The sequence below is a fragment of the Streptomyces spinoverrucosus genome (assembly GCF_015712165.1).
Taxonomy (GTDB): Bacteria; Actinomycetota; Actinomycetes; order Streptomycetales; family Streptomycetaceae; genus Streptomyces; species Streptomyces spinoverrucosus_A.
The window spans coordinates 6,379,165-6,405,335 of the sequence record NZ_JADPZX010000001.1 but is presented as its reverse complement, the minus strand read 5'-3'; the positions used below and the strand labels follow the sequence as shown (position 1 = coordinate 6,405,335).

Genomic DNA, 26,171 nt, shown 5'->3' with positions numbered 1-26,171 from the left:
CAGTACGGTCAACTATATATAATATTCAGGAGGTGGGCGTGGGTTCGATCTACTCGTCGGCACAGGGCCTGGACCTACACGTCGACGACGCTGTCCTGAGAATCACCTTGGACAACCCCGAGCGGCGCAACGCGCTGAACGACGTGTCGATGGCGGCCTTCATCGCCGCACTCGAACGGGCCGCGACCGACGAGCAGTTGCGGGCCGTGCTGCTCTCGGGAACCGGCGGAACATTCTGCAGCGGCTTCGACATCGTCGGCCGCAACGCCGCGCGGAACACCGGCCCCAAGCCGCGAACCGGCAGCATCCAGCGCAGACTTCCCACCCAGGCGAACCGGCTCGTCCCCCTGCTCCTCGAGATCCAGCTCCCGGTGATCTGTGCCGTCCGGGGTTCGGCCGTCGGGATCGGAGCGCAGCTCGCGCTCGCCGCCGATTTCACGGTGACCGCGGCCGATGCCCGCTTCTGGTATCCCTTCCTGCGTCGGGGATTCACTCCGGACTCGGGCAGTACGTGGCTCCTTCCCCGCGCCGTCGGGCCCCAGCGGGCACGCCAACTTCTCATGCTCGGGCGGGAGTTCTCGGGGACCGAGGCGGAGGCCTGGGGAATCGCCCACGCCGCGGTCCCGGACGACGAGGTCATGTCCGCCGCCGAGCAGCTCGCGGCGGAGCTGGCGACCGGCCCCACCGTGGCGCTCGGCCTGACCAAGGCACTGCTCAACGCGAGCGCCGACCACGATCTGCGCAGACACCTCGCCGATGAGGCGTACGCCATGGAGCTCAGCAGCCGCAGTCCGGACTTCCGCGAGGGGCTCAAGGCGTTCGCCGAGCGCCGCGATCCCGGCTTTCAAGGCCGGTGACGCCCGGGTCAACGGGTCAGTGGCGGCGGAACCAGGCGACCGCGTCTCGCACCGTGTCCTCGATGGGGCGCGGCTCCCACCCGAGTTCGACGCGCGCCCGCGCGTTGTCGTACGGGCCGAACGTGGAGGCCAGTTCGATCGCGTCCGGCCGCAGGTCGATGTGGTACCCGCCGATCGCGGCGGCACGCGCGACGATCTGCGCGGCCAGCTTGGCCCGGCGCACGGAGACGGTGCGCGGCGGGCGGTTGCCCTGCACACCTGCCGCCAGGGCGAACAGGCGCTCGTGCGAGACCTGATCGGCGACGACGATGTAGCGCCGACCGGTCTGCCCGATCTCGGCCGCCCGGACCATCGCCTCAGCGGCGTCACGGATGTCGACGCACGGCATGGTGGCCCGGAGCGCGTACCGCAGTCGACCCGTGGCCGCTCGTCGCAGCAGGGCGCCCTGCGGTGTGGGCTGGACGTCGCCGGGGCCGAACGTGGTGCCGACACACATCGAGACCCCGCCCAGCCCGCCCTCCCGGCAGTACGAGAGCAGGCGCCGCTCCCCCATGACACGCGAGGTGACGTACGCCGGGGCGTCCTCCCAGTCGAACGGGTCCTCCTCCGTGGCCGGGCGACTGCGGGGGCGTCCGACCGTCGCGACGCTGCTCGCCAGGACGAACCGCCGCGCATTCGCCCACAGCGCCGAGTCCAGGGCATTCGACAGACCGCGGACGTTGCAGTCGAACAGCGGCTTGGAGTCGCACAGCAAGGCCCGGGTGTCCACCGCGCAGTGGAAGACGGTGTCGCAGCCGGCCATCGCCGCGTCGAGCGAATCGGGGTCCAGCAGATCGCCGTGGCGCAGATCGACGTCGAGGTCCCGCAGACCGGACAGGTCGCTGGTGGTGCGGACCAGCGCCCGCGGCCGGTACCCCCGGCTGTGCAGCAGTCGGACCACGTTGGATCCGAGAAAGCCACTGGCGCCCATCACGAGCACGGTCTGCATGGGCCGTCAGTCTTCCTTCCACCTCGGTTCACGCTTGGCGGCGAACGCCGCGGGTCCCTCGGTCTGGTCCGGGTGTCCCCACAGACCGACCAGCTCGGCGGCCCCCGCCTTGCACGCGTCTGTGAGCCCTTGCTCGAGCGCACCCCAGAGCGCGCGCTTCGTGGCGCGCAGCGCCGCGGGCGAGTTCCTGGCGATCTTCTCGGCCAACTGCTGTGCCGCTGCGTGCAGTTGATCGGGCGGTTCGACCACTTCGCTCACCATGCCGAGCTCCCAGGCCCGCGTGGCGGGCATGCGCTCGTGCCGCCCCACTAGTGCCATACGGAACACGGCCTCGGCCGGCATCTTGCGGATCAGGGCGATCGTCTCGACGGCACTGACCTGGCCGACCGAGACATGCGGGTCGGTGAACGCGGCGTCGGATGCGGCGAGCACGATGTCGGCGTCCGCGACGAAGTGCAGCCCGCCACCCGCGCAGACGCCGTTGACGGCGGCGATCACCGGCTTGTCGATGCCGAGGTGCCACGCGGTGAAGCCCAGATCGAAGGCCTCCATGGATGCGCGATAGCGCTCCATGCCCTGCCCGTCGGTGGCGAGCTCGACGACATCCGCGCCGGTCTGGAAGTCGCGGCCGCGTCCCGCGTTGACGATCACCCGTACGCCCGGATCCCCGGCGAGCTCGGTCCAGGCCGCTCGCAGCTCGTCGCGCATCGCGTTGTTCATGGCATTGCGGCGGTCGGGCCTGTTGAACACCAGCCAGCCGACCGGGCCTCGGCGGAACACGTCCAGGGTGGCGTAGCTCATGCGGGGTCCGTCCCTTCGGAGTCCGCTGCGGCAAGGCGCGCGACCAGCTCGCGTTTCAAGACCTTTCCGATCTCTGTTCTGGGGAAGTCGTCGACGAAATGCACCGCGACCGGCACCTTGTATCCGGCGAGACGGCCGCGGGCGAAGGCCCTGAGCTCCTCTGACGCGGGTGTGCGGCCCGACGCCGGCCGTACCCACGCCACCGGCACCTCGCCGAGGCGTTCGTCGGGCATACCGGCCACGGACGCGTCCGCCACGTCGGGGTGGTCGCGCAGCACCTCTTCGACCTCGTACGGGACCACCTTCAGACCGCCCCGGTTGATCATGTCCGAGACCCTGCCCTCGATCCACAGGAACCCCTCGGGGTCCAGGCGCCCGAGATCACCGGTGCGCAGATAGCCGTCCACCACACGGTCCGCGGGCAGTTCCCCCTCGGAGGAGGCGAACGGCGATTTGATCCAGATCTCCCCGACCGCACCCGGCTCGACCTCGGCTCCCGCGTCGTTCAGGATCCGGATCCGGACGCCGGCGTGCGGCCTGCCGACCGCGCCGAGCTTGGTGGACCCGTACGCGCGAAGATCCGCCGCGGTCCATCCGACGACCTCTCCCCCGAGCTCGGTCTGGCCGTACGAGTTCATGACGCCCACGCCGAAGCGAGTGTGGAAGCGGCGCGCCTGGGCTGGGGAGAGCGGCGCGGTGACGGACCGTACGTAGCGCAGGGGCCGCAGATCCGTGACGCGGGGATCGTCGCAGAGCATGGTCATCATGGGGGGCGCGAGGATCGTGGAGCGGATCTCGAAGCGCTTGACCATGGCCGCGTACTCGGCGGGATCGAAGGGGTCGAGGAGCACCACTTCCGCGCCGAGGCGCACGGCGAACAGCGTGTTCCAGATGCCCGCCCAGAGGGCGAGTGAACTCGGCATCAGGTTCGGCATGGGCCGCCCGGTCGTCTGCTTGCCGGCGCCGCGCAGCTTCTCGATGACCGTGTCGATGCCCTTGCGGACGCCCTCGTGCTCCAGGACCACGGGCTTCGATGCGCCGGTCGTGCCCGAGGTACGCATCACCAGGGCGACGTGCTCGCCGAACTCCTCGCCGCGCCAGGGCTGTTCGGCCTCCGTGACGGACCAGCCGTCGCCGTCCTGAACGAGCCGCCTGGGGCCCGGACGCACGCGGTCGGCTTGAAGACCACTCGTGATGACGGCCGCGGGAGCGACAGCGGCCAGCTGCTGGTCGACCTCGGCGTCGGTCAACCGGGCGTTCACCGGTATGTACACGCCGTCGGCCAGCCAGGTGGCGAACATGGCCGTGAGCGCGAGCGGTCCGCTGTCGACCACACAGGCGACGGGTGCGCGGTCGACCGGTCCGAGCCGGCGGGCGAGGGCCTGTGCCCGGCCGGTCAGCTCGCCGAGGGTGACGCTGCCTTGGGGCCAGTGCGCGACCGGTGTCTCGGGCGTGCCGGGATAGTCGAGGAGGAAGGAGCTCAGGTTCATCGGGCAGCTGCCAGGTGATCTGCGAGGGTCTCCAGGTGCTCCTCGGGCCTGCCGAGCAGTTCCCTGCTGGTCCACGCCCGTTTCAGGTACAGGTGGGCGTCGTGCTCCCAGGTGAAGCCGATCCCTCCGTGCACCTGGATGTTCTCCGCGGCGACGGAGACGAAGGCGTCGCAGCAGTAGGCCTGCGCGACAGCCGCGGTCACGGCGAGTTCCGGCACGTCCGTCAAAGGGCTCCCGTCCGTCGCGGGCGCGCTCAAACCGTGGCCGGCCAGGAGCCCGGCAGCGGCGTGTGCCGCGGCGATCGCCGCGGAGTTGGCGGACTCCACTTTGATCAGCAGGTCGGCGGCCTTCTGTTTGGTGGCCTGGAACGAGCCGATGGCGCGGCCGAACTGGACCCGGTGCTTGGCGTAGTCCACGAGTACGTCCAGGCACTCGGCGGCGCCTCCGGCCTGCTCACAGGCGAGCATGGCCCTGGCCACGTCGAGGGTGTTCTCCAGAGCGAGTGCGGGTTCGCGGCAGGCCAGCACAGTCGCCCGTACGCGGGTGAAGGTGAGCCGCGCCTGGCGGCGGGTCTGGTCCAGACAGACGAGTGGTTGGCGGACGAACCCCGCCTCTTCTGCCTCCACCGTGAAGAGGGCCATGGCTCCATCGAGCAGGGCGGGAACGAACACGAGGTCGGCCGTGGCGCCGTCCACCACATGATCGGCCACGCCGTCCAGCACGTATCCGCCGTCCTCGGCCCTCGCCTCGATCGGCCGACCGCTCAGGATCGGCCGGCCCGTACTGTCGCTGGTGACGACGGTCGCGGTGAGCGTTCCGGCGCACAGGCCCGGCAGGTACCGCTTGCGTGCCGGGTCGTCGTCCGTGAGGAGCAGCAGCGGTATGGCCAGGCCCGCGGTCGACAGGAGCGGCCCGCAGAGCATGCGCCGCCCGGCCTCCTCGAAGAAGACGCCTTGCTCGACGGCCGACAGCCCGGCACCGCCGTACTCCTCCGGCACGGCCAGTCCCGCCACGCCGAGTTCGCCGCAGAGCCGCCGCCAGACCTCCGCGTCCCACCCGTCGGCCATCTGGCGGCGCACCTGGGCGGAGGAGGACAGCTCGCCGAGCGCTTCGCGTGCTGTCTGCCGGAGCATTCTGAGGTCGTCGGCCGTCATGCGCGGCCTCCGCGGAAGGTCTCGATCGTCGCGTCGAAGGCCTCGTCGAGGGTGTTTCCCGGCGGGTCGGGGAGCCTCACGGGTCCGTGTTCCCGGCTCGGCAGCAGGATCGTGGCGGCGGCCGGCGAGGTGACTTCGCCTCGCTGGTTACGCGTCCGCAGGTCAAGGTCGACCGCAGGCCGGTCACCTTCAGCAAGGTAGTGCCGGGTCACCTCGCCTTCGACCCACTGCACGTCTCCCACGTAGTTGAACCTGCGGAACTCCACCCGCAGTCGCCACAGCCAGGCGTCGTCACCCATCCAGTCCGTGCAGGCGTGGATGAGCCAGGTTTCACGCATCCGCCCGTAGTCGAACGTTGTGGGATTCCCGGACTTGCGGGCGTACGCCGGGTCCCAGTGCACACGCTGCATCACATCCGGTATCCCGAGTTCGTCGCGGTGGTAGAAGCGGGGGATCCGCCTGCGGTTGCGGTGGGCCAGACGCAGGGGGGCCACGCCGTACATGCCCATCCCCATGCCGACGTGCCAGCAGACCATGTCGGTCACGGTCAGCGGGCCCTTCACCAGCGGCCCCACCAGATCGCCGACCCGTACGTCCTCCCACCAACGCGGCTCGCTCCCGCGCGGGCTCTCGGCGGCCAACTGTTCATCCAGCGCGGCCAGTTGCTGCTCGCCCCAAGGTTCGACGGTGACGTCCGCGTACTTCTTGCGCTCGCGTGCCTTGCCGCGTTCGGTGCGGTACATCATGCGGTTCTGGGCGCCGAGGAGCACCCCTGCTTCGGTGCGGTACGCCTGTGATGTCCACTCCTGAACGCCGCGTCCGCCGAACTCGCTCGGTTTGTCGACCACGCCCACGAGGGCGGTCCTGCGGAAGATCCGCTGATCGGCGGTCAGCGGCGCCCACCACTCACGCTGGCTCGCCGCATAGAAGGCGTGAACTCCGCGCAGGGGGTCACCACGCAGGTCCTTCTGCTGATCCAACTCCGTGTCGGTGAGTCGGTCTTCGCCGATGAGACTGTCACCACCGATCAACGGCGGCGGGGCGATCTGCTCCTTCCACCGCGTCGTCGGGGCGTGGGACGGATCGCTCCACAGCGGATTGTCGTCCCCGTACGACCTCGCGACGTGGCGGAAGGCATCAACTCCCGGCCGCAGATAGTGCGGAGGCACCGGATACACCTGCGGTACGCCGATCCGCGCTCGCAGCCGCGCGACTCCCTCATCCGTGATGATTCCGGCGGTCGCCGAATCCGACATCCACGGCCTCCCAGGCCTCCGAAGCGGCTCTACATCCAGGAACTTGTATCATCGATATGATATACAATCAATGTGCTGAGTGACGATCCCCTCCTCCTCGAGAGACGAGGCCCCGTGGGCTGGCTCGTCTTCAACCGGCCCGACGTGGGCAATGCCATGAACGCCCGGATGATGGAGCAGCTCCCCCAGGCCTGGAGGGAGTTGGAGGCCGATGACTCGGTGTGCGCGATCGTGGTCACCGGGCGCGGCAGTGCCTTCCAGACCGGTCTCGACGTGCGCCAGCTCAGTCGTGATCCCCAGGCTCTGCGCGCCATGTCCCGCCGCACCAAGCAGGCCGATCTGCGGCTGACCGGCTGGCACTTGGGCGTGAGCAAGCCGGTCGTCACCGCGGTGAACGGAGTCTGCGCCGGCGGCGGACTGCACTTCGTCGCCGACTCCGATCTGGTCCTGGCCTCCGAGACGGCCTCGTTCCTCGATCCGCATGTGAGCCTCGGACAGGTCAGCGCGTTCGAGACGATCGGCCTCGCGCGCCGCGCCTCCTTCGGCGCGGTGGCTCGTATGGCTTTCACGGGTGCCCACGAGCGCATCGGAGCGCGGGAGGCACTGCGTCTGGGCTGGGTCGGCGAGGTCGTCAGCGCCGACCGCCTGGAAGCGCGGGCGCAGGAGCTCGCCGAAGCCGCGGCCCGGTGTCCGGACTCTGCGGCCACACGGAAGGCCGCTCTGTGGCGCGCGTTGGAGAGCGGTTTGAGCGACGCGAGAGGGAGGACGCAATGAGTGACGTGCTTGCGGAGTGCCGCACAACCGGCCAGGTCAGGGCGGCGGTTCAGGACTGGCTGGCGAGTACGGTGCCGGCACGCTGGCGTACGGCGGCCGAGTCGGGTGGCCGTGGCGCGGTGCGCCGGATACGGACTCCCGACGAATACCGTGCCTGGTACCCGCAGTTCGCCCGCAGTGGCCTGGTCGTGCCGCAATGGCCGACTGAGTACGGCGGTCTGGGCTGGTCACGGGAGCTCGCCCAGGCCGCCGAGGCCGAGCTCCGCCCGTACCACCTGCCGCGCCTCAATCCGCTCGGCCTGAATCTCACAGCAGCCGCGCTCTTCGCCCACGGCACCCACGAGCAGCGTCTGCGCTTCCTGCCGAAGCTGGTCTCCAACGAGGAGGTGTGGTGTCAGCTCTTCAGCGAGCCCGGCGCGGGCAGTGACCTCGCCTCCCTCGCGACGACCGCGGTCCGTGACGGCGACGTGTGGCGCATCACCGGACAGAAGGTGTGGACGACGTGGGCACATCTGGCCGACCTCGGCGTCCTGCTGGCGCGGACCGACCCCGGCGTGCCCAAGCGCGAGGGCATCACGTACTTCCTCATCGACATGAAGCAGCCGGGTGTGGACGTCCGCCCGCTGCGGCACATCGGAGGCGAGGTCGACTTCAACGAGGTGTTCCTCGACGGTGCCGTGGTGCCGGACGCCCAGCGGGTCGGTGCGGTCAACTCGGGCTGGAAGGTGGCCCGTTCCACGCTGAGCGGGGAGCGACAGATGGTGTCGGGCGCGGGATCCGGCGGCGTCGACCGTATCGGCGGCACGGGTGCCGGGCGGCTCGTCCGGCTGGCGCAGGAGCGTACGGAACGCAGACTCCCCTACGGCTGGGACGACGCGAACACGCGCCACGCGCTCGTGCGGCTGTGGTGCGAGGAGCAGATCCGCTCGTGGACCAACTCCCGTGTCCGCGCCGGCATCGCGGCCGGCTTTCCGCCCGGGCCCGAGAGCTCGGTCGGCAAGGTGCACGGATCCGAGCTCAATCAGCGGCTGCAGGAGACCGCGGCGCGCATGCTGGGCCTGGGAGCGACCGCGTGGCCGGGCGATCCCGCCGGGTACGCCGAGGACATGCCCGCCGAGGTACGCGCCATGCTGCGCAGTCGGGCGAACACGATCGAGGGCGGAACGACCGAGGTCAACAAGAACATCCTCGCCGAGCGCGTGCTCGGCCTTCCCAAGGAGCCCGACCCGTGGGAGGGCAAGCCGTGGCGCGAGGTACCACGAGGCTGAGGAGGCCACATGAGCGCCCTGAACGACGAGGACTTCGAGGAGATACTCCGCACCACCCGGCAGTTGGTCAGGGAGCTCGTCGTGCCCGCGGAGGCGGAGATCGACGAAACCGACCACATGCCGGACGACTTGAAGGCGTTGGCGGCGCAGGTCGGGCTCTACGGTTTCGCCCTGCCCGAGGAGTACGGCGGGTTCGGCCTCAGCATGGCGCGCGAGGCGCGCCTCGTCATGGAACTGGGCTACACCACCCCCGCCTTCCGGTCACTGTTCGGCACCAACAACGGCATCGCCGGCCACGTCCTGATGCTCGGCGGGACCGAGGCACAGAAGAAGGAGTACCTGCCGAGGATGGCCTCGGGCGAGTGGACGGCGTCGTTCGCGCTCACCGAGGACGAAGCCGGCTCCGACCCCGCCGGCCTGCGGACGACGGCCCGACGGGTTCCCGGAGGCTATTCACTGACGGGCTCGAAGCGCTACATCACCAACGCCCCGGTCGCCGATCTGTTCATGGTCTTCGCTCGCCACGGCGACGAGGAGCGCGCCACGCGTGACATCTCCGTCTTCCTTGTCCCCGCCGGCACTCCGGGGCTCACCGTCGGACCGCGCGACGCCAAGATGGGCCAGCACGGCGCCTGGACCGCCGAGGTGATTCTCGACGGGGTGGAGGTCCCCGAGCACGCCTTGGTCGGCGGCCCCGAGGGCAAGGGCCGCGGCTACATCACCGCCATGGCATGCCTGGCCCACGGTCGTCTGCACATCGCCGCACTCTGCGTCGGCATGGCCGAGCGGCTCCTCGACGAGACGACGTCGTACGCGCTCGCCCGAAAGCAGTCCGGCCGGCCCATCGCCGAGTTCCAGCTGATCCAGGGCCTCATCGCGGACTCGCAGACCGAGGTGTACGCCTCACGCGCGCTCGTCCTGAACGCCGCCGAGGCGTACGACCGTGGCACCGACACCCGGCTCGGGCCGTCCTGCGCCAAGTACTTCGCGAGCGAGATGGTCGGCCGGGTCGCCGACCGCGCCGTCCAGGTGCATGGCGGGGCGGGTTATATGCGAGGCGTCGCCGTGGAGCGCTTCTATCGCGACGCCAGGCTCTTCCGTATCTACGAGGGCACGAGCCAGGTGCAGCAGGTGGTCATTGCGAAGCAGGCACTCAACGCGGCACGCGAGCGCGACCACTGACCTTCCGGGCGGACGTGGAGGGCGGCCGCCACCGCTTGGCCTCGGTGACAGCCGCCCGGAACGTAGCCGAAGCCCGTCCGACCCGGGCTCGGGTACGTCCGCCACGGGCCGCCTACAGGAACAGGTCCTCGGCGGCGTCGGCCATCGCCGCGTATCCCGCGTCGTTCAGATGGATGTGGTCGCCGCTGTCATACGCGGGCAGGATGCGCGACGGGTTCGACGGGTCGCGGATCACCGCGTCGAAGTCGACGACCTTGTCGAACCCTCCTGACTTTCCGGCGGTCGAGCGCAGCCACTCGTTGACCTCATCGCGCTTCTTCTGGGCCGTGGGGTTGTCGTAGATGTGGCCGCCCACCGGCGTCAGCGTCCCGCCGTAGGCCTTGATGCCTCGCGCGTGTGCGCGTTCGATGAGCGACTGATATCCCGCGATGATCTGCTGGCTGGTGACGTTCTCCCTGGGGTCGAGGAAGTCCGCCACGCCGATGTCGTTGATGCCGACATGGACCAGCACGTACTTCGCGGAGGCCTTGGACAGCACGTCCCGGTCGAACCGGTCGACGGCCCTCGGGCCGATACGGTCGTGCAGCAGCCGTCCGCCGCCGATACCGGAGTTGACGACGGCCAGGGTCTTCGTGGCCGACTGGCCCGCCAGTTCCTTCGCCAGGTAGTCGGGGTAGCGGTGGTTGGCGTCGACGGTCGACCCGGTGCCGTCGGTGAGCGAGTCGCCGAAGGTGACCACGCCCTGCCGGGTCGCGTCCAGCACGTCGATGCCGCTCAGGAAGAACCAGCTGGCGGTGGTGCGGCCGACCGGCAGGGAGGGCTTTCCGGCGTGGTCGCCGGCGGTCGAGACGTACGAGGTCTGGCGTGCTTCGAGGTGGCCGGTGGGAACGCCGGTCGACTGCGGGAGGAACAGGTCGACCGCCACGTTCTGCCCGGCGGGCAGCGAGAACTGCACGGGGTCGGACACGATCTGGGCACCGGCCGCCACCGTCACGCGCTGCCGTCCGCCGAACGTCAGTGAGCGGACCGTCGCCGCGTCCACGGCGGAACCGGAGGTCTGGCGGGCGATGGTCGCCCGGCCGATGGTGAGCGGCCGATCGCCGAAGACGTTCGACAGGCGGATACGCACCGTCGCCCCGCTGGTCTGCGGTTGGACGATCATCCGCAGCGTCTCGTTCTGGAGCGGGGCTGCCGGTGGCATCCCCGGGATGCCCGTGTCACCCGGCTGTGGGGCGGCGCCCCAGGCGCCCACCCATCCGGAGCCGGCGACCGGCACGGCGGCGGAGGCCGGGAACGGGCCCCCGCCTCCGACTGCGCAGGCCGTCGCCAGGGCGATCAGGGCGGTCGTCGTACGCCGCCGTCTACGTGACGTCATGTCAGTCATGATCCGTTCACTCCTTCAGGCATTGCGCATACTTGATTTCATATACGAACGTAGAGGCGACCTTCCGTGATTGGCCACCCTCTTGCACCACTCCCCTAGCGATCGTTCGGGAGAAGGTCCATTCGCTCCACCTCATACAGCACCCGACGCCTGGCTGTTGACTAGCGAGCGTTCGGTAGGCAACCATCACACGCGACGACCAGGAGATGGCATGCGTGCGTTCCAGCTGACGGAGTACGTGGGCCCCACCGGGCTCCGACTGGGCGAGATACCCGCCCCTGAGCCGGGTGCCGAGGGGGTGCTCGTCGACGTACGCGCGATCGGCGTGAACTTCCCCGACCTGCTCATGACGAAGGGGCTTTACCAGTACCGCCCCGAGCTTCCTGCCGTCCCTGGCTGTGAGGTGGCCGGGGTTGTCCTCCACTCCCCCGATGGCTCCCACTGGGCCGGCGGTGACCGAGTGGCAGGGTTCGTCTGGCACGGCGGCTTCGCCGAACAAGCGGTGCTGGACCAGAAGTCGATGGTGCGCATGCCGGACAACGTCGATTTCGCCTCGGCAGCGGCGATGATCGTCAACTACCACACCGTCCACTTCGCGCTCGCCAGGCGAGGGCAGTTGAAGGTCGGTGAGACCGTCCTGGTGATGGGCGCCGGTGGCGGCATCGGCACAGCCGCGATCCAAGTCGCGCTCGGTCTGGGCGCATCAGTGATCGCGGGTGTCGCCGACGAAGGACAGGCCGAGACGGCCCGCGCTGCGGGAGCAGCCGAAGTGGTCGTGCTCGGCGAGCACTTCGCCGCCCTGGTCTCGGAACTGACCGGCGGTCGCGGTGTGGACGCGGTGCTCGATCCGCTCGGCGACTGGCTGTTCGGGGAGGCGGTCCGGGCGCTCGCTCCCGAGGGCCGGATCCTGGTCATCGGATTCGCCGCCGGCCGGATCCCGGAGATCAAGGTCAACCGTCTTCTGCTGCGCAACGCCTCAGTGGTGGGGGTCGCCTTCGGCGCGTTCCTGGAGCAGGACCCGGGCCTGATGCGCGAGCAGGCTCGCTCGCTGGACCGGATGGTCGACGAAGGGATCGTGCGTCCGCAGATCGGTGCCCGGTTCACGTTCGAGGAGATCCCCGAGGCACTGGGCCGCCTCGAGAAGGGGCTCATCCCCGGCAAGGGTGTCGTTCTGCTCTGAAGCCGAAGATGCGAGGTCGCTCTCAGGTGGTCGCCGTCACTCAGGCACTGGAGGTGTGGTGAACGAAAGTCCCCGGCCCTGGCAGGAGCTGTACCCGCCATCCGTCGACTCCGGTCTCACGGGGGCCTTCCCCACGATGCTGCACGCATGGGACGAGCATGTGCGCCGGCGGCCCAAGGCGCCGGCGGTCTACTACTTCGCCACGGAGCTGAGTTTCGCCGCCGTGGATCGCACCGCCGACGCGCTCGCGTGCTGGCTTCAGGGCGTCGGCGTTCAGCCGAAGGACCGCGTGGCGGTCTACCTCCAGAACGACCCGCAGTGGCTGGCCGTCATGCTCGGCATCTGGAAGGCGGGCGCGATCCCGGTCGCGGTGAACCCGATGCTGCGGCACGAGGAACTCACCCACCATCTCGTGGACTGCGGCGCGGTCGTCCTGGTCTGTCTGGAGCACCTGTACGGCGAGGTGGCCGAGGACGTGGTGCCGCACACGGCGGTCCGACATGTGCTCACCACACACCCCTTGGACATGACGCCCACGGTCCAGCCGCCGGAAGCGGTCGCCCGGCACATCCCCGGACGACGGGACTTCGAGTCGGCCGAGGGCTGGCGCGTGGTTGTCGAGCGCTACGAGGGACGCCGACCGGAGTCCGCGGGCCGCCGCCCGCAACCGGGAGACGTGGGGATGCTGACGTACACCTCCGGAACGACCGGACGTGCCAAGGGCGCGATGAACCTCCAGTCGGCGATGGTGCACAACTCGACTGTGTACAGCACGTGGTGGGACCTCCGGTCGGAGCGTGACGTGGTGCTCTGTATGGCACCGGTGTTCCACATCACCGGGGCGATCGCCGGGTTGGGCACGGCCATCGTCTCGGGGACGCCGGTGGTGCTGCTGCATCGCTTCGAGCCCGAAGTGGTGCTGCGGGCCGTGGAGCGCCGGCGCGCGACCTTCACCGTCGCGGCGAGCACCGCTTTCATCGCGCTGATCAACCATCCCTCCCTCCAGCACTACGACGTTTCCTCGCTCACCAAGACGCTCTCCGGGGGCGCTCCGGTCAGCGCCGCACTCGTGCGCAAGGTGCGGGACGCGGCCGGCTGGAATCTGCACGGTGTGTACGGGATGACCGAGACCACCTCGCCGACTCATCTGGGACCGCCGGGTGTGCAGCCGCCGGTCGACGCGGAGTCCGGGGCCTTGTCGGTCGGCGTTCCCGTGCCTGGTTGCGAGATACGCGTCGTGGACCCCGCGGACGGCCGGGTTCTGCCGCCCGGGGAAACGGGCGAGATCGTCGCCCGTGGTCCGATGGTGGTGCCCGGGTACTGGCAGCTGCCGGAGGAGTCGGCTCGCGCCGTCGGCGACGACGGCTGGCTGCGTACCGGTGACGTCGGCAAGGTGACGGAAGGCGGCTGGCTGTTCGTCGTCGACCGCCTGAAGGACCTGATCAACGCGGGCGGGTACAAGATCTTCCCGCGTGATGTCGAGGGCGTGCTCCAGGAGCACCCCGCCGTGCGTGAAGCCTCGGTGGTCGGCATTCCGCACGAGTACCGGGGTGAGACGGTGAAGGCCTTTGTCTCCGTCGTCCCCGGCCACCACGTCGACCCCGAGGACCTCATCGCGTACTGCAAGGAGAGAATGGCGGCCTACAAGTACCCACGCGAGGTCGAGATTCTCGAAGAGCTGCCCAAGAACACCAGCGGCAAGGTGCTGCGGCGGGAGCTTCGGGAGCGATGAGGGTCGTGGCCACAGCGGGAGGAAGTGTCCGGATGAGCACGGGCCGACGGACCAGGGCGCCAGGCAGGGACGTCGTGCTCGACGCCGCCGTCGACAACTTCCAGCGGCTCGGCTACCACGGCACCACCATGCGGGACATCGCCCGCGACGCGGGTATGAAGGTGGCCTCGATCTACCACCACTTCCCGTCCAAGCAGCGGATTCTGCAGGACATCATGGTGCGCGTGCTCAGCGACGTGATCGCGGTGACGCGCAATGCGCTGATGGGTTCCGGTACGAGCGCGAGCGAGCAACTCCAGGCCGTGATGCACGCCTGGGCCCTGTTCCACACGACCCGCCGGGCCGAGGCGCTCATCGGCGCTTCGGAGCTGCGGAGCCTGGACGAGGTCGGGCTGCGGCTCGTGGTGGCGCTGAGGGACGAGCAGGAGGGGATGTTCCGCGCCATCGTCGAACGCGGCGTGGCACAGGGCGAGTTCACGACGCCGTACCCGCAGGAGGCCGTGCGGGCGATCATCAACATGGGGTCCTCGATCGCCACGTGGTATCGCCCGGGCGGCGAGCTGAGCCCGGAGCAGATGGCCGAGCGGTACGCCGCACTGGCACTGGGAACGGTCGGGGCGGCGGCCCGGCCGACGTGACGGCCGCGAGCGCACAGGGATGTCGGGAGGGGAAGCCGTGGGTGTGGGGGACTTCCGGGTCGGCGCGTTGCGGCGCTGGCTCGCCGAGCAGGTCGGGGAAGAGGTCGGGGAGCTGTCCGTCGAGCCGATCGACGGGGGGCGGTCGAACCCGACGTACGAGGTCACCGATGGCCGCGGGTTCTGGGTGCTGCGTCGACCGCCGTTCGGCCATGTGCTGCCGACCGCGCATGACATGGGCCGCGAGCACCGCGTGCTCTCCGCTCTCTTCGGCACCGGCGTGCCGGTGCCCCGGGTTGTGGGTCTGTGCCGCGACGAAACCGTCGTCGGTGCCCCGTTCTACGTCATGGACAGGATCGACGGGATCGCCCTGCGCACGCAGGAGGACACCGCACGGCTGACGGCCGGGCAGCGCGCGGGACTCGCCGACCGGATGATCGAGACGCTGGTGCGGCTCCATGAGGTCGCCCCCGCCTCGGTCGGCCTCGCCGGTTGGGGGCGTCCGTCGGACTATCTCGAACGGCAGTTGAAGCGTTGGCACGCCCAGTGGGAGGCGTCGACGACCAGGCCGAGGCCGCAGGTCGAGGAGCTGCTGCGGCGGCTGACCGCGACGGCGCCGCCCTGTACGTACCCCGGGATCGTCCACGGCGACTTCAAGATCGACAACCTGCTGCTCGACCGGGCCGACCCGACCCGTATCGTCGGCGTGCTCGACTGGGAGATGTCGACCCTGGGCGACACCCTCACCGACCTCGGCATTCTGTGCTCGTTCTGGGACCAGGAGGGCGAGTTCCACAATCCGATCACCGCGGGAGCCACGGCACTGCCGGGGTTCCCGAGCCGCCGGGAGGTCGTGGAGAAGTACGCCGCCGCCCGGGGCATCGACATCGCGGACCTGGACTGGTACATGGTCTTCGCGGACTTCAAGATCGCGGTCATTCTCGAAGGCATCCACGCCAGGCGCATGCAGGGCCACACCGACGACTCCGCACGCTTCAAGGGCCTCGACGTGATGGTGGACGCGCTCCTCGACCGGGCGCTCGAACTCGGCTCGCGGTCGGTCATCGCGGGCCTGCGGGGGTGAGCGGGGCGTGGACCCTCGGATTCTCACTGCACAGCATCAAGTCGACAACCTCGATCTGCGCCCCTCGCCGCGAGCGCTTCGCATGAGCGAGACGCTGGTCGAGTTCATGAACGAGCATGTCCTCCCGGCGGAGCGCGACTACGAGGAGTACCGGGCGCGGGCCGGGCATCACGACCACAGCGTTCCGCCGGTCGTCGAGGAGTTGAAGGCGAGGGCGCGCGAACGCGGGCTGTGGAATCTCTTCCTGCCCGCTGTCTCAGGCCTCAGCCAGCTCGACTACGCGGGTCTCGCGGAGATGACCGGCTGGAGCATCCCCCTAGCCCCGGAGGCGATCAACGGGTGGGCGCCCGACGCGGGGAACATGGAACTGCTGCATCTCTTCGGAACGGATGAGCAGCGCAAGCGCTGGCTGGAACCGCTGCTGGCCGGAGAGATCCGCTCCGCGTTCTCCATGACCGAGAAGGAGGTGGCGAGTTCGGACGCGACGAACATCCGGACGCGGATCGAGCGCGACGGGGACACGTACGTCATCAACGGCCGCAAGTGGTGGACCACCGGCCTGGCGGACCCCCGCTGCGCCCTGCTGATCGTCATGGGCAAGACGGACCCGGACGCGGAGCGGCATCGTCAGCAGTCGATGATCCTGGTCCCGGTGGACACCCCCGGCGTCACGGTCCTGCGCGACCTGCCGGTCTTCGGCCGCTACGACCAGCATGGCCACTGCGAGGTCGTGTACGACGACGTCCGGGTTCCGGCCGCGAACCTGCTCGGCGAGGAAGGAGCCGGGTTCGCCATCGCCCAGGCCCGCCTCGGTCCGGGACGCATCCACCACTGCATGCGGGCGATCGGCGCCGCGGAACGGGCCCTTTCCCTGATGACCACCCGTGCCGCTGCGCGCGTCGCCTTCGGCAAACCGCTCGCCGAGCAGGGGGTGGTGCAGCAGCAGATCGCCGAGTCCCGTATCGCGATCGACCAGGCGCGCCTGTTGTGCCGGCTCGCGGCCCGAACGATCGACCTGCACGGCAACAAGGCGGCGGCCCCGTACGTCTCGGCGGCCAAGGTGGCAGCGCCGCGCATGGCGCTCGAGGTCATCGACCGGGCCATCCAGGTGCACGGCGGGGCGGGCATCAGCGACGACGTACCGCTGACAGCCATGTACGGCTGGCACCGGGCGCTGCGGATCCTGGACGGGCCGGACGAGGTCCATCTGCGGTCGATCGCCAAGCACGAGCTGAAGCGGGCAGCGGCGGGCGGCGCCATCGACAAGCCCTGGTGACTGCACGAGCTCCGGAGCAGGACAGGCCGTGCGGGGCCGCGATCCACGCGACCGCGGCCCCGCACGGCATCGTGCGCCGTGTCAGTGGCGGATGATCTGCCCGCCATCTGTCGCGAGAACCTGTCCGGTGACCCACGACGCGTCGTCGGACAGCAGGAACAGCAGCGCGCCGACGTGGTCCTCCGGAGTGCCGAGTCGCTTGATCATCAGGGAGTTGACCAGCGGCTCGATGAAGGGCTCGGGTACGACGGTGCGCGTGGCCGCCGTGTCCGTCGGCCCGGGCGCGATCGCGTTGACCCGGATGTTGCGGCCGCCGAGCTCGGAGGCGAGGTTCACGGTGAGCGCGTTCAGGGCGGCCTTGGCGATCGAGTAGTAGCCGCCGGCCATCCAGGCCGCGGTGGACGACTGGTTCACTATCGCGCCGCCGCCGCGCTCGGCCATGGACTCGTAGCACGCGCGGGTGCAGTGGAGCGCACCGTTCATGTTCACCGCCAGGAAGCGGTTGTAGTAGCCAGGGTCCACGGTGAGCAGGGATTCGATCTGCATCCCGCCGTATATCGCCGCGTTGTTGACCAGGTGGTCGATGCCGCCCCAGGCGGACTTCACCGTCTCGGCCATGGCGCGAGCGCTCTCGGGGTCGGCCACATCGACCTTGACGGCGAGCGCGGTGCCGCCGCTCGCCTCGATCTCCTTGGCGACACGGTCGGCCTGTTCGGAGTTGAGGTCGGCGACGGCGACGCTCGCGCCCTCGGCGGCCAGCGCCTTGGCGTAGGCCTCACCGATCCCCTGACCCGCTCCGGTCACGATCGCGATCTTGTCCTTGAAGCGCATGGTGCGGCCTCCCCTGGTTCCGGACTTGAGGGCCAGATTTTGAATACTATATATAACATCAGGCTCTGCAGGGTAGCCGCTGGACGCGTCCACCCACCGACAGACTGGAGCTCGCCCGTGCGCATAGGGATGCCGCTGGCCTACAGCGGCGGATTCACCGAGACCGCCGACCGCTTGGCCGACTACGAGCGAAGCGGCCTCGACGTCGTCCTGCTCCCCGAGGCCTACAGCTTCGACTCCGTCAGTCAGCTCGGCTACCTCGCCGCGAGGACCGGCACAGTGGAGATCGCCTCCAACATCCTCAACATCTATTCCAGAACACCCGCGTTGCTCGCCATGACCGCCGCCGGTCTCGACTACGTCTCCGGCGGGCGCTTCACCCTCGGCATCGGCGCCTCGGGCCCGCAGGTCGTCGAGGGCTTCCACGGGCTGCCGTACCGGGCACCTCTCGCGCGCACCCGCGAGGTGGCCGAGATCTGCCGCAAGGTCTGGCGCAGGGAGCCGGTGGAGCACAGGGGCACGCAGTTCCATCTGCCCCTGGACCGCGAGCATGGCGGATCGGGTGTCGGAAAGCCCCTCAAGCTGATCAACGAGCCGGTGCGGGAGCGGATTCCGATGATGCTGGCCGCCCTCGGACCGAAGAACGTCACCTTGGCGGCCGAGCTGTTCGAGGGCTGGGAGCCCATCTTCTTCTACCCGGAGGCCGCACGCGCCGCCTTCGGCGGGGCCCTCGACGCCGGCCTGGCTCTCCGCGACCCGTCGCTCGGCCCGCTCCGGATCGCTGTCGACACCCAGGTCGCTGTGACCGAGGAGGAGACCGAGCTGGTCGCGGCAACTGATCACGTCCGCCGCCAACTCGCCCTGTACGTAGGTGGAATGGGTGCGCGCGGCAAGAACTTCTACAACGACCTGGCACGCCGTTACGGCTTCGAAGAGGCCGCAGAGACCGTCCAGGACCTCTACCTCTCCGGCCGCAAGGCTGAGGCCGCCGCAGCGGTCCCCGACGCGCTCGTCCACGGCGTCTCGCTGATCGGCCCGCTCGGCTGGATCAAGGAGCGCGTCGCAGCGTTCGCCGAGGTCGGCGTCACCCAGCTCAACGCCAGGCCGCTGGCCGCGACGCACGAACACCGCGTACGAGACATCGGCCTGCTCAAAGAGACCGCCACCTGAGGAACGGAACCGGCTCGTCGCCACGTAACACCCCCTTACCAGCGGCAAGTTACGCCGATCTCACCAGCAAGAACAGATCTCAGTGACATTTTGTCTGGACAGGCGACTGATCGTATGGTCTGCTGCCAGCATGTCAGAGGACACTGCGGTTGATGACATACGGCGGGACGTTCGGGTCGCCGTCATCGGGGCCGGCTTTTCCGGCATCGCCATGGGCATACGGCTGCTGCGCAAGGGACTCCACGACTTCGTGATCCTGGAGCGGGCAGCCGAAGTCGGTGGCGTATGGCGGGACAACACCTATCCCGGCGTCGGCGTGGACACTCCGTCGAAGCTGTACTCGCTCTCGACGGATCCCAACCCCCACTGGTCCCGGCTCTTCGCCATGGGCGACCAGCTCTTCGACTACACCCGCGATGTGGCGGAGCGGCGCGGTCTGTTGCCGCACATCCGCTTCGAGCACCGCGTGGACGAGGCGCGCTGGAGCCCGGACGAGCGGTTGTGGGTCATCGCCACGTCCAAGGGCGTCTACCGGGCGCGCTTTCTGATCAGTGCGGCGGGTGTCGTGGCCGACCCGAGCTACCCGGACGTTCCCGGCCTGGAAGAATTCCCCGGAGAGTGCTTCCACTCGGCGCGCTGGAACCACGATCACGACCTACGAGGTCGTCGGGTCGCCGTGATCGGCACCGGTTCGTCGTCGGTCCAGTTCGTGCCGCTGATCCAGCCGCAGGTGGCCGAGCTTCATGTCGTTCAGCGCACGGCGGCCTGGGTCAGGCCCAAGGTGGACCGGCCGATCCCGGAGCGAGCCCAGCGCCGCCTGCGCCGGCACCCCCGCCTGATGACGGCCGAGCGAGGGCTCTTCTACCTCATCACGGAGGCGCTGGCGGCCGGTCGGCGCTTCGGCGTGCTGCGCAGCCGATTCCAGAAGACCTGCCTCAAGCACCTCCAGAAGCAGGTCCCGGACCCAGAACTGCGGCGCAAACTACTGCCCGACTTCGAGTACATGTGCAAGCGGCCCCTGATCTCCAACGACTACCTGCCCGCGCTGTGCGAGCCGAACGTCACCCTGCACACCGGCGGACTCGTCGAGGTACGCGGCAACACCGTCCTCGCGGGAGACGGCACCAAGGCCGAGGTCGACACACTGATCCTCAACACGGGCTTCGACATCGGCGTGACCAGCCCGATCGCTCAGCGCATCCACGGCAGGGGCGGTATCTCCCTGGCCGATTACTGGGGCGACGATCCCCGGGGCTACAAGGGGATCACCGTACCGGAGTTCCCCAATCTGTTCATGCTGCAGGGACCCAACGCGACCAGCGGGGTCAGCTCGGCGCTGATGTTCAGCGAGGCGCAGGCCGTGTATGTCGCCGATGCCCTGCAGCGGTTCGCGAAGGCTGACGTGGAGACGGTTGAGGTCCGGGCGGAGCGGGCCGGCGCATGGACCCGCTGGGTCCGGCGCATGTCGAAGCGCACGGTCTACGAGGTGGGCGGCTGCCGCAGCTACTACCTCAACCGCAAAGGGGAGAACGTCGTCATGTGGCCTGCCTGGAGCGCGGGTTACCAGCTGCGCACCCGACGCTTCGACACGGCTGCCTACCGCGTGACCCGCGCAGGCGCCGCCCGCGTCCGCGAGGAGGTGGCGTCATGACGCTCCCGCTGCGGGTCCGCGTCCTCACCAAGCCGCAGAAGTGGTCGTCGGCGAACACCGTGCTGGGCAAGTCTGCGGACGAGATTCCCGCGCTGCGGCGCCGGCTCGCGCCACCTCGCAGCGGACCGGGGACACTGCTGACCGGCAGGGTGCCCAAGTCCGTGGCCGTGGACTGGATCCAGGCCGAGCTGCCCGGACGCAGTCTGTGCGTACGCCGGTACCGGCCCCGGCAGCAGGCCGCCGACCCACGGCCGGTCCTTGTCGACTTCCACGGCGGCGGATTCGTGATCGGCGATCCCACGCTCAAGGAATGGTTCAACGCCCAGTTGGCCGCACGCCTCGATGCCGTCGTCGTGTCGGTGGACTACCGCCTCGCGCCCGAGCACCCGTTCCCGGCCGCCTACGAGGATGCCGTCGATGCGGCGCGCTGGGCCTCGGCGACCGCGCGGGAGTGGGGCGGGGACCCGGCGCGGATGGTCCTCATCGGGGACAGCGCGGGCGCCAACCTGGCCACGGGGGTCGCTCTGGCCGACCGGGACGGATCCTCCGGTCCGCGCTGGTGCGCACAGGTATTGCTCTACCCACCCGTCGATCTGGCCGGCGACTATCCGTCCGCGGTGGAACACGCTGTCACACCCATGCTGACCAGCGCGGAGTCCGAGGCGTATCTCGCGCACTATCTGGGCGAGCTGGACCGATCGGACCCGCGGATCTCGCCTCTGCTGGCGTCCGATCACCGCGGTCTGCCGCCTGCGGTGATCATCGCTGCCGAGCATGATCCGCATCGCGACCAAGGTCCCGCGTACGCCGAAGTGCTGCGTGCCGCGGGCGTCCCGGTGCGGCAGACGACCTATGCGGGCGCCGCGCACGGGTTCCTCTCCGTCCCGGGCCTCTTCCCGGTCTCCCTGCACGCCCTGACCGAAGTGGTCGACGCACTACGCCGGCTGCTGCCACACGCCACCACGCCCGGCCTGGAATCAAAGGTCGACTGAGGGCACCCGCTGCCCGATTGGGAGACTGCCGGAGACACTGCCGCGGCGACCGACGGCGAAAGGCAACGAGCAGATGAGTCACAGCGCATGAGCAAAGAACGACGCCCCAGCATTCGCGAAGAACAAAAGAGGCTGACCCGTGAACGGCTTCTTGACGCAGCCGTAGAGGTCTTCGCGGAACGATCCGCATTGGACGCCAATATGGACGACATCGCCAAAGCGGCCGGAGTGGCCAGAGCCACCGTGTACGCGCATTTCACGAACAAGTCGGATGTGGTGCTTGCTCTCGCGCAACGGCAGTACGAGCTCGCTGACGAGGTGTACACCGAGCTGGCGGCGATCGAGAACTGGACCCGCGCCGCCATCCACACCTGGCTCGAAGCACTCGAGGTGCGCTGGCGCGAACAGGCCACCAGCATCCGCGCACTCACCATGGCCGGCCCAACTCTTGCCTCCGACGGCGCTGCCGAAGCGCACGAACGCTTCATCGCCAAGCTCGCGGACGACCGCGAACGCTGGCGCGATGTCTCACCGGCGGAAGCCCGCCAGCGCGTGCTGATGGCGCTGGGGCAGATCGAGTCGTTCTTCTCGGCCTGGGTGGTCGCCGATTGGAAGCCGGCCCTCGAAGATCCGCTCGACCTGGTCACCGACGTCGTCTGCCATCTGCTCGCGCCCGCCCTCTACGAGGAGCCGGGGTAGTCACGAAGGGAACAGCATGCGCGCTGCGATCTACCATCGCGGGGAATTCGAGGTAGGCGACTTCCCGTTGCCGCCTCTTCAGGCCGGGCAGATGCGGGTGCGCCCCATAGCCAACGGCATTTGCGGCACCGACCTTTCGGCTTGGGCGCACACCGACGACTTCCTTGCGGCGGCAGTCGAAACGGGCCAGGAGCTCTATCGGTTCGATGCGAAACAGCCGGTGGTGTTCGGCCACGAGTTCACGGCAGAGGTCGCCGAACTCGGTCCAGGGGCGGACGAGTTCTCCGTCGGCCAGAAGCTCTTCGTCCTGCCGGCGGTCTTCGACGACAGCGGCGCGATGCACGGGATCGGTTTCTCCAACAGCTACCCCGGCGGTATGAGCACCGAAGCCGTCGTCATGGCGATCATGCACGTCCCGCTCGACGGCGTGGACCCGGTCCTCGCCGCCACACTGGAGCCGATCGCCACCGGTACGAACGGTGCTCGCCGGACGGGCCTGAGTGCGGGCGGCACCGCCCTTGTCACCGGTGCGGGGCCGGTGGGCCTCGGTGCGGTCGTCGAGTTCGCGGCGGCCGGGGCGAGCACCGTCGTGGTCTCCGATCCCTCGGCGAAGCGCCGGGAGATCGCCCTGGCGTACGGGGCCACGGTCGCGGTCGATCCCCGGGAGAAGGACCCCGTGGAGGTGTGGCGGGATCTGGTGCCGGCGGGCAGCCGGCTGCATGTCGTCGAGGCGTCGGGCGCACCCGGGCTGTTGACCGGACTGCTCGGCTCCGTCCCGCCGTACACCGTGATCGCCGTCGTGGGCGGCGCGACCGAGAGGGAGTCGCTGCGGCCGATCTCCGCGGTCATGAAGAACATCTCCGTCGTCTTCGCCTCCGGCCCCGCACACGGCGAGATCCGCTACGAGGCGGTGTGGCGGGCGTACGAGCATCTGCGCGAGGGGCGTTACGACCCGGCGCTCATGGTGACCGCGTACACCGGTCTCGCCGGAGCGCAGAAGGCCTTCGAGGCCCTCCGCCCCCGCGACGGAGCCACCGATCAGGTCAAGATCCTCATCCTGCCGGATCTCGACACGGACGAACTGCTCACCGCCGAACAGGCCGGATACGGCCCGGCCCCAGCCACCCACACGTGAGTGCGCACCCTCCCGCACTCGGACAGAAGGGCGAGACCGTGCTTCATTTCGATGGCCAAGTCGCCATAGTCACCGGCGCGGGCCGGGGCATCGGCGCCGCGCACGCCGCGCTCCTCGCCGCTCGCGGGGCCAAGGTCGTGGTGAACGACATCGGGGCCGCGATGGACGGGGCGGGAACCGATGCCACCCCGGCTGCCCTGCAGGCCGAGCGGATACGGCAGTCCGGTGGCAGCGCTGTGTCGGACACCTCGGACATCGCCACGCCCGAGGGCGCCCAGGCGCTGGTGGATCGTGCGATCGACGCCTTCGGCCGCCTCGACATCGTGGTCAACAACGCCGGCATCTATTGGTACGACGCGTTCCCCGCCGTCGAACCGGCCGACCTGCAGGCGCAGTTGGCCCTGCACATCGGGGGCAGCTTCAACGTCACGCGGGCCGCCTGGCCGCACTTCGAGTCCGCCAGGTACGGGCGTGTCGTGATGACCACGTCCACCGGAGCGCTGGGCCAGGCGTCACTGACGTCGTACGGATCGGCGAAGGCCGGGGTGATCGGCCTGGGACGCGCCCTCGCCATGGCCGGGGCGCCGCTCGGCGTCAAGGTCAACATGGTCGCGCCCATGGCCATGACCCGCATGATGAACGCGCACACCGGCCAGTCCGAGGTGCCCGACGACCCGGAACGCGCCCCGTCCCTCGTATCACCGCTGGTGGCGATCCTCTGCCACCGCGACTGCCCGGTCAACGGGGAGACGTACGTCAGCGGGATGCGCCGGGTGACCCGGCTCTTCATCGCCGAGACCCACGGATACACCCACCCCGGCCTGGACCTGACGCCGGAGCACCTGCTGGAGAACTGGGACGCGCTCAACGACCTCGACCGGCAGCAGCTTGCCCCTGACACGAAGACCTGGGCGGATGCGAACAGCAGGCACCTGAGCGCCACGATCGGGACGAGCACGCGATGAGCGAGAAGTCGGCCTTCGATGCCGTGGTCATCGGCGCCGGGTTCAGCGGTCTGTACGCCCTGCACCGCCTGAGCGGACTGGGCCTGGACGTGCGGTGCCTGGAAGCGGGCGACGGTGTGGGAGGCACCTGGTACTGGAATCGCTATCCCGGTGCGCGCGTCGACATCGAGAGCATGCAGTACTCCTACTCGTTCGACGAGGACCTCCAGCAGGACTGGAAGTGGCCGGAGCACTTCTCGCCGCAGCCGGACCTCGAGGCGTACGCCAACCATGTCACGGACCGCTTCGGGCTCCGCGAGAGGATCCGGTTCGGCACGCGCGTCAACCGGCTCCGCTTCGACGAGGGAACGTCCCGCTGGCACATAGCCGCGGAGGACGGATTCACCGCAACCGCCAAGTACGTGATAGCGGCGACCGGAAGCCTCCATGCGCACAACGTCCCCCCGTTCCCCGGGCTCGACTCGTTCAAGGGGACCTGGCACCACACCTCGCGGTGGCCGGCCGAAGGCGTCGACCTGACGGGCAAGCGAGTGGGCCTGATCGGGACCGGCTCCACCGGCATCCAGATCGCACCGGTCGCGGCCGAAGTAGCCGAGCACCTCACCGTCTTCCAGCGCACCCCGGCCTTCAGCGTCCCGGCCGTCCACCGGGCACTGGACCCCGCGTACGAGCAGGAGTGGAAGGCGCAGTACGCCGAGCGCCGCGAAGTCATGCGCGCCAATCCGTCGGCCGTGTTCCCGACGGTCCCGCGCTTCGGCTCGGTCTTCGACCACTCCCCCGAGGCCCGGCAGGAAATCCTCGAACGAGCCTGGTCGGCACGCAACGGACTACTCTTCCTACAAGCGTTCACCGACACCATGGTGGACCCGGCGGCGAACGAGGTCGTGGCGGAGTTCATCCGCGGCAAGATCCGCCAGATCGTGCGGGATCCCGAGGTCGCGGAGCTGCTCTGCCCCAAGACGTACCCCGTGGGCACCAAGCGGATCTGCATGGACACGGGCTACTACGAGACGTTCAACCGCGAGAACGTGACGCTCGTCGACGTCCGCACCCACCCGATCACCCGGATCACGGAGTCCGGCCTGCGGACCACGAACGCCTCGTACGACCTCGATGTGATCGTCTTCGCCACCGGATTCGACGGCGTGACGGGCTCGTTCACCGCCATGAACGTCACCGGCACGGACGGCCTCGACCTGCGCGAGAAGTGGGCGGACGGCCCCACGTCCTACCTGGGTCTGCTCGTGGCCGGCTTCCCCAACCTCTTCATGGTGCACGGTCCCGGCAGCCCCGGCGTCCTCGCCCAGATGATCACCGGAGGCGAGTGGCAGGTCGACTGGATCACCCGCTTCATCACCCACATGGAGACCGAGGGGCACGAGCGGGTCGACACCACTGTGGAATGGGAGCGCCGCTGGGGCGCGGAAGTGGACGGCGCGGCCGACCACACGCTCTACAAGCGGGCCGACTCCTGGTACATGGGGGCGAACATCCCCGGAAAGCCACGGGTGTTCATGATCTACGTCGGCGGCTTCGACCGCTATGTACAGCGCTGCACAGAGCAAGTCGAGGCCGGGTATGAGGGGTTCGTCTTCGACGGACCGGCACGCGGGCCTGTGCACGCCAACACGCATGCCCCTGCCCCCGCCACTGACTGACGCCGCTCC

Annotated in this window: 23 protein-coding genes; 16 read left to right on the top strand and 7 right to left on the bottom strand. The window is 69.3% G+C overall.

Annotated features, from left to right (window positions below):
• Nucleotides 1–38 precede the first annotated feature (38 nt).
• Nucleotides 39–857 (top strand): enoyl-CoA hydratase/isomerase family protein, encoded by an 819-nt coding sequence (locus I2W78_RS29130; protein ID WP_196463215.1) that lies wholly within the window; start codon nt 39–41, stop codon nt 855–857.
• Between the two features lie 16 nt (nt 858–873).
• Here I2W78_RS29130 and I2W78_RS29125 read toward each other — a convergent pair whose 3' ends face one another.
• Genes I2W78_RS29125 through I2W78_RS29105 form a run of 5 tightly spaced genes read right to left on the bottom strand, consistent with a single transcriptional unit; the run spans nt 874 to nt 6,546 of the window.
• The gene (locus tag I2W78_RS29125; RefSeq protein WP_196463214.1) at nt 874–1,845 is read right to left on the bottom strand and encodes an NAD-dependent epimerase/dehydratase family protein; all 972 of its coding nucleotides are present in this window, start codon (nt 1,843–1,845) and stop codon (nt 874–876) included.
• A gap of 6 nt (nt 1,846–1,851) precedes the next feature.
• The gene (locus I2W78_RS29120) at nt 1,852–2,646 is read right to left on the bottom strand and encodes an enoyl-CoA hydratase/isomerase family protein (protein WP_196463213.1); all 795 of its coding nucleotides are present in this window, start codon (nt 2,644–2,646) and stop codon (nt 1,852–1,854) included.
• A complete protein-coding gene (locus I2W78_RS29115) occupies nt 2,643–4,136 on the bottom strand; it encodes a class I adenylate-forming enzyme family protein (protein ID WP_196463212.1) in 1,494 nt (497 codons plus the stop codon). Before I2W78_RS29115 ends, I2W78_RS29120 begins: the two co-directional genes overlap by 4 nt.
• Entirely contained in the window at nt 4,133–5,290 is a 1,158-nt protein-coding gene (locus tag I2W78_RS29110; protein ID WP_196463211.1) for an acyl-CoA dehydrogenase family protein, read from the bottom strand. The genes I2W78_RS29115 and I2W78_RS29110 overlap by 4 nt, the downstream gene beginning before the upstream one ends.
• Entirely contained in the window at nt 5,287–6,546 is a 1,260-nt protein-coding gene (locus I2W78_RS29105) for an acyl dehydratase (protein ID WP_196463210.1), read from the bottom strand. Before I2W78_RS29105 ends, I2W78_RS29110 begins: the two co-directional genes overlap by 4 nt.
• Nucleotides 6,547–6,660: 114 nt before the next feature.
• Here I2W78_RS29105 and I2W78_RS29100 point away from each other — a divergent pair, with 114 nt between their 5' ends.
• From I2W78_RS29100 to I2W78_RS29090, 3 genes are read left to right on the top strand one after another with little or no spacing between them, the layout of a single operon-like run.
• On the top strand, nt 6,661–7,320 hold the full coding sequence (locus I2W78_RS29100; RefSeq protein ID WP_196463209.1) for an enoyl-CoA hydratase/isomerase family protein: 660 nt from the start codon (nt 6,661–6,663) through the stop codon (nt 7,318–7,320).
• Nucleotides 7,317–8,588: an acyl-CoA dehydrogenase family protein gene (locus I2W78_RS29095; RefSeq protein WP_196463208.1), complete on the top strand. Its 1,272-nt coding sequence runs from the start codon at nt 7,317–7,319 to the stop codon at nt 8,586–8,588. The genes I2W78_RS29100 and I2W78_RS29095 overlap by 4 nt, the downstream gene beginning before the upstream one ends.
• A 9-nt stretch (nt 8,589–8,597) precedes the next feature.
• Nucleotides 8,598–9,770: an acyl-CoA dehydrogenase family protein gene (locus tag I2W78_RS29090; RefSeq protein WP_196463207.1), complete on the top strand. Its 1,173-nt coding sequence runs from the start codon at nt 8,598–8,600 to the stop codon at nt 9,768–9,770.
• Between the two features lie 112 nt (nt 9,771–9,882).
• Here the strand turns inward: I2W78_RS29090 and I2W78_RS29085 are convergent, their stop codons facing one another.
• Nucleotides 9,883–11,145 (bottom strand): SGNH/GDSL hydrolase family protein, encoded by a 1,263-nt coding sequence (locus tag I2W78_RS29085; protein WP_196463206.1) that lies wholly within the window; start codon nt 11,143–11,145, stop codon nt 9,883–9,885.
• 220 nt (nt 11,146–11,365) lie between these two features.
• Here I2W78_RS29085 and I2W78_RS29080 point away from each other — a divergent pair, with 220 nt between their 5' ends.
• The 5 genes from I2W78_RS29080 (at nt 11,366) to I2W78_RS29060 (ending at nt 17,061) form a co-directional block, all read left to right on the top strand.
• Nucleotides 11,366–12,334 (top strand): NADPH:quinone oxidoreductase family protein, encoded by a 969-nt coding sequence (locus I2W78_RS29080; protein ID WP_196463205.1) that lies wholly within the window; start codon nt 11,366–11,368, stop codon nt 12,332–12,334.
• A 58-nt stretch (nt 12,335–12,392) separates the two neighbouring features.
• Nucleotides 12,393–14,066 carry a class I adenylate-forming enzyme family protein gene (locus I2W78_RS29075; protein ID WP_196463204.1) on the top strand — a complete coding sequence of 558 codons (1,674 nt, stop codon included), beginning with the start codon at nt 12,393–12,395 and terminating at the stop codon, nt 14,064–14,066.
• A 32-nt stretch (nt 14,067–14,098) separates the two neighbouring features.
• Nucleotides 14,099–14,704: a TetR/AcrR family transcriptional regulator gene (locus I2W78_RS29070; RefSeq protein WP_196463203.1), complete on the top strand. Its 606-nt coding sequence runs from the start codon at nt 14,099–14,101 to the stop codon at nt 14,702–14,704.
• A 37-nt stretch (nt 14,705–14,741) separates the two neighbouring features.
• Nucleotides 14,742–15,785 (top strand): phosphotransferase family protein, encoded by a 1,044-nt coding sequence (locus I2W78_RS29065; RefSeq protein WP_196463202.1) that lies wholly within the window; start codon nt 14,742–14,744, stop codon nt 15,783–15,785.
• Between the two features lie 82 nt (nt 15,786–15,867).
• A complete protein-coding gene (locus I2W78_RS29060) occupies nt 15,868–17,061 on the top strand; it encodes an acyl-CoA dehydrogenase family protein (RefSeq protein ID WP_196463201.1) in 1,194 nt (397 codons plus the stop codon).
• Between the two features lie 81 nt (nt 17,062–17,142).
• Here the strand turns inward: I2W78_RS29060 and I2W78_RS29055 are convergent, their stop codons facing one another.
• Nucleotides 17,143–17,892: an SDR family oxidoreductase gene (locus I2W78_RS29055; RefSeq protein ID WP_196463200.1), complete on the bottom strand. Its 750-nt coding sequence runs from the start codon at nt 17,890–17,892 to the stop codon at nt 17,143–17,145.
• Nucleotides 17,893–18,009: 117 nt separating this feature from the next.
• Here I2W78_RS29055 and I2W78_RS29050 point away from each other — a divergent pair, with 117 nt between their 5' ends.
• From I2W78_RS29050 to I2W78_RS29020, 7 genes are all read left to right on the top strand, one after another.
• A complete protein-coding gene (locus I2W78_RS29050; protein ID WP_196463199.1) occupies nt 18,010–19,062 on the top strand; it encodes an LLM class F420-dependent oxidoreductase in 1,053 nt (350 codons plus the stop codon).
• 130 nt (nt 19,063–19,192) lie between these two features.
• Nucleotides 19,193–20,713 carry a flavin-containing monooxygenase gene (locus tag I2W78_RS29045; protein WP_196463198.1) on the top strand — a complete coding sequence of 507 codons (1,521 nt, stop codon included), beginning with the start codon at nt 19,193–19,195 and terminating at the stop codon, nt 20,711–20,713.
• Nucleotides 20,710–21,705: an alpha/beta hydrolase gene (locus tag I2W78_RS29040; protein WP_196463197.1), complete on the top strand. Its 996-nt coding sequence runs from the start codon at nt 20,710–20,712 to the stop codon at nt 21,703–21,705. The genes I2W78_RS29045 and I2W78_RS29040 overlap by 4 nt, the downstream gene beginning before the upstream one ends.
• A gap of 87 nt (nt 21,706–21,792) precedes the next feature.
• Nucleotides 21,793–22,404, top strand: coding sequence for a TetR/AcrR family transcriptional regulator (locus tag I2W78_RS29035; protein ID WP_196463196.1), 612 nt, complete (start codon nt 21,793–21,795; stop codon nt 22,402–22,404).
• A 16-nt stretch (nt 22,405–22,420) separates the two neighbouring features.
• Nucleotides 22,421–23,539, top strand: a complete 1,119-nt coding sequence (locus tag I2W78_RS29030; protein WP_196463195.1) for a zinc-binding dehydrogenase — start codon at nt 22,421–22,423, stop codon at nt 23,537–23,539.
• A gap of 38 nt (nt 23,540–23,577) precedes the next feature.
• Nucleotides 23,578–24,504, top strand: a complete 927-nt coding sequence (locus I2W78_RS29025; RefSeq protein WP_196463194.1) for an SDR family NAD(P)-dependent oxidoreductase — start codon at nt 23,578–23,580, stop codon at nt 24,502–24,504.
• Complete coding sequence (locus I2W78_RS29020) at nt 24,501–26,162, top strand: flavin-containing monooxygenase (RefSeq protein ID WP_196463193.1); 1,662 nt, start codon at nt 24,501–24,503, stop codon at nt 26,160–26,162. The genes I2W78_RS29025 and I2W78_RS29020 overlap by 4 nt, the downstream gene beginning before the upstream one ends.
• Nucleotides 26,163–26,171 lie beyond the last annotated feature (9 nt).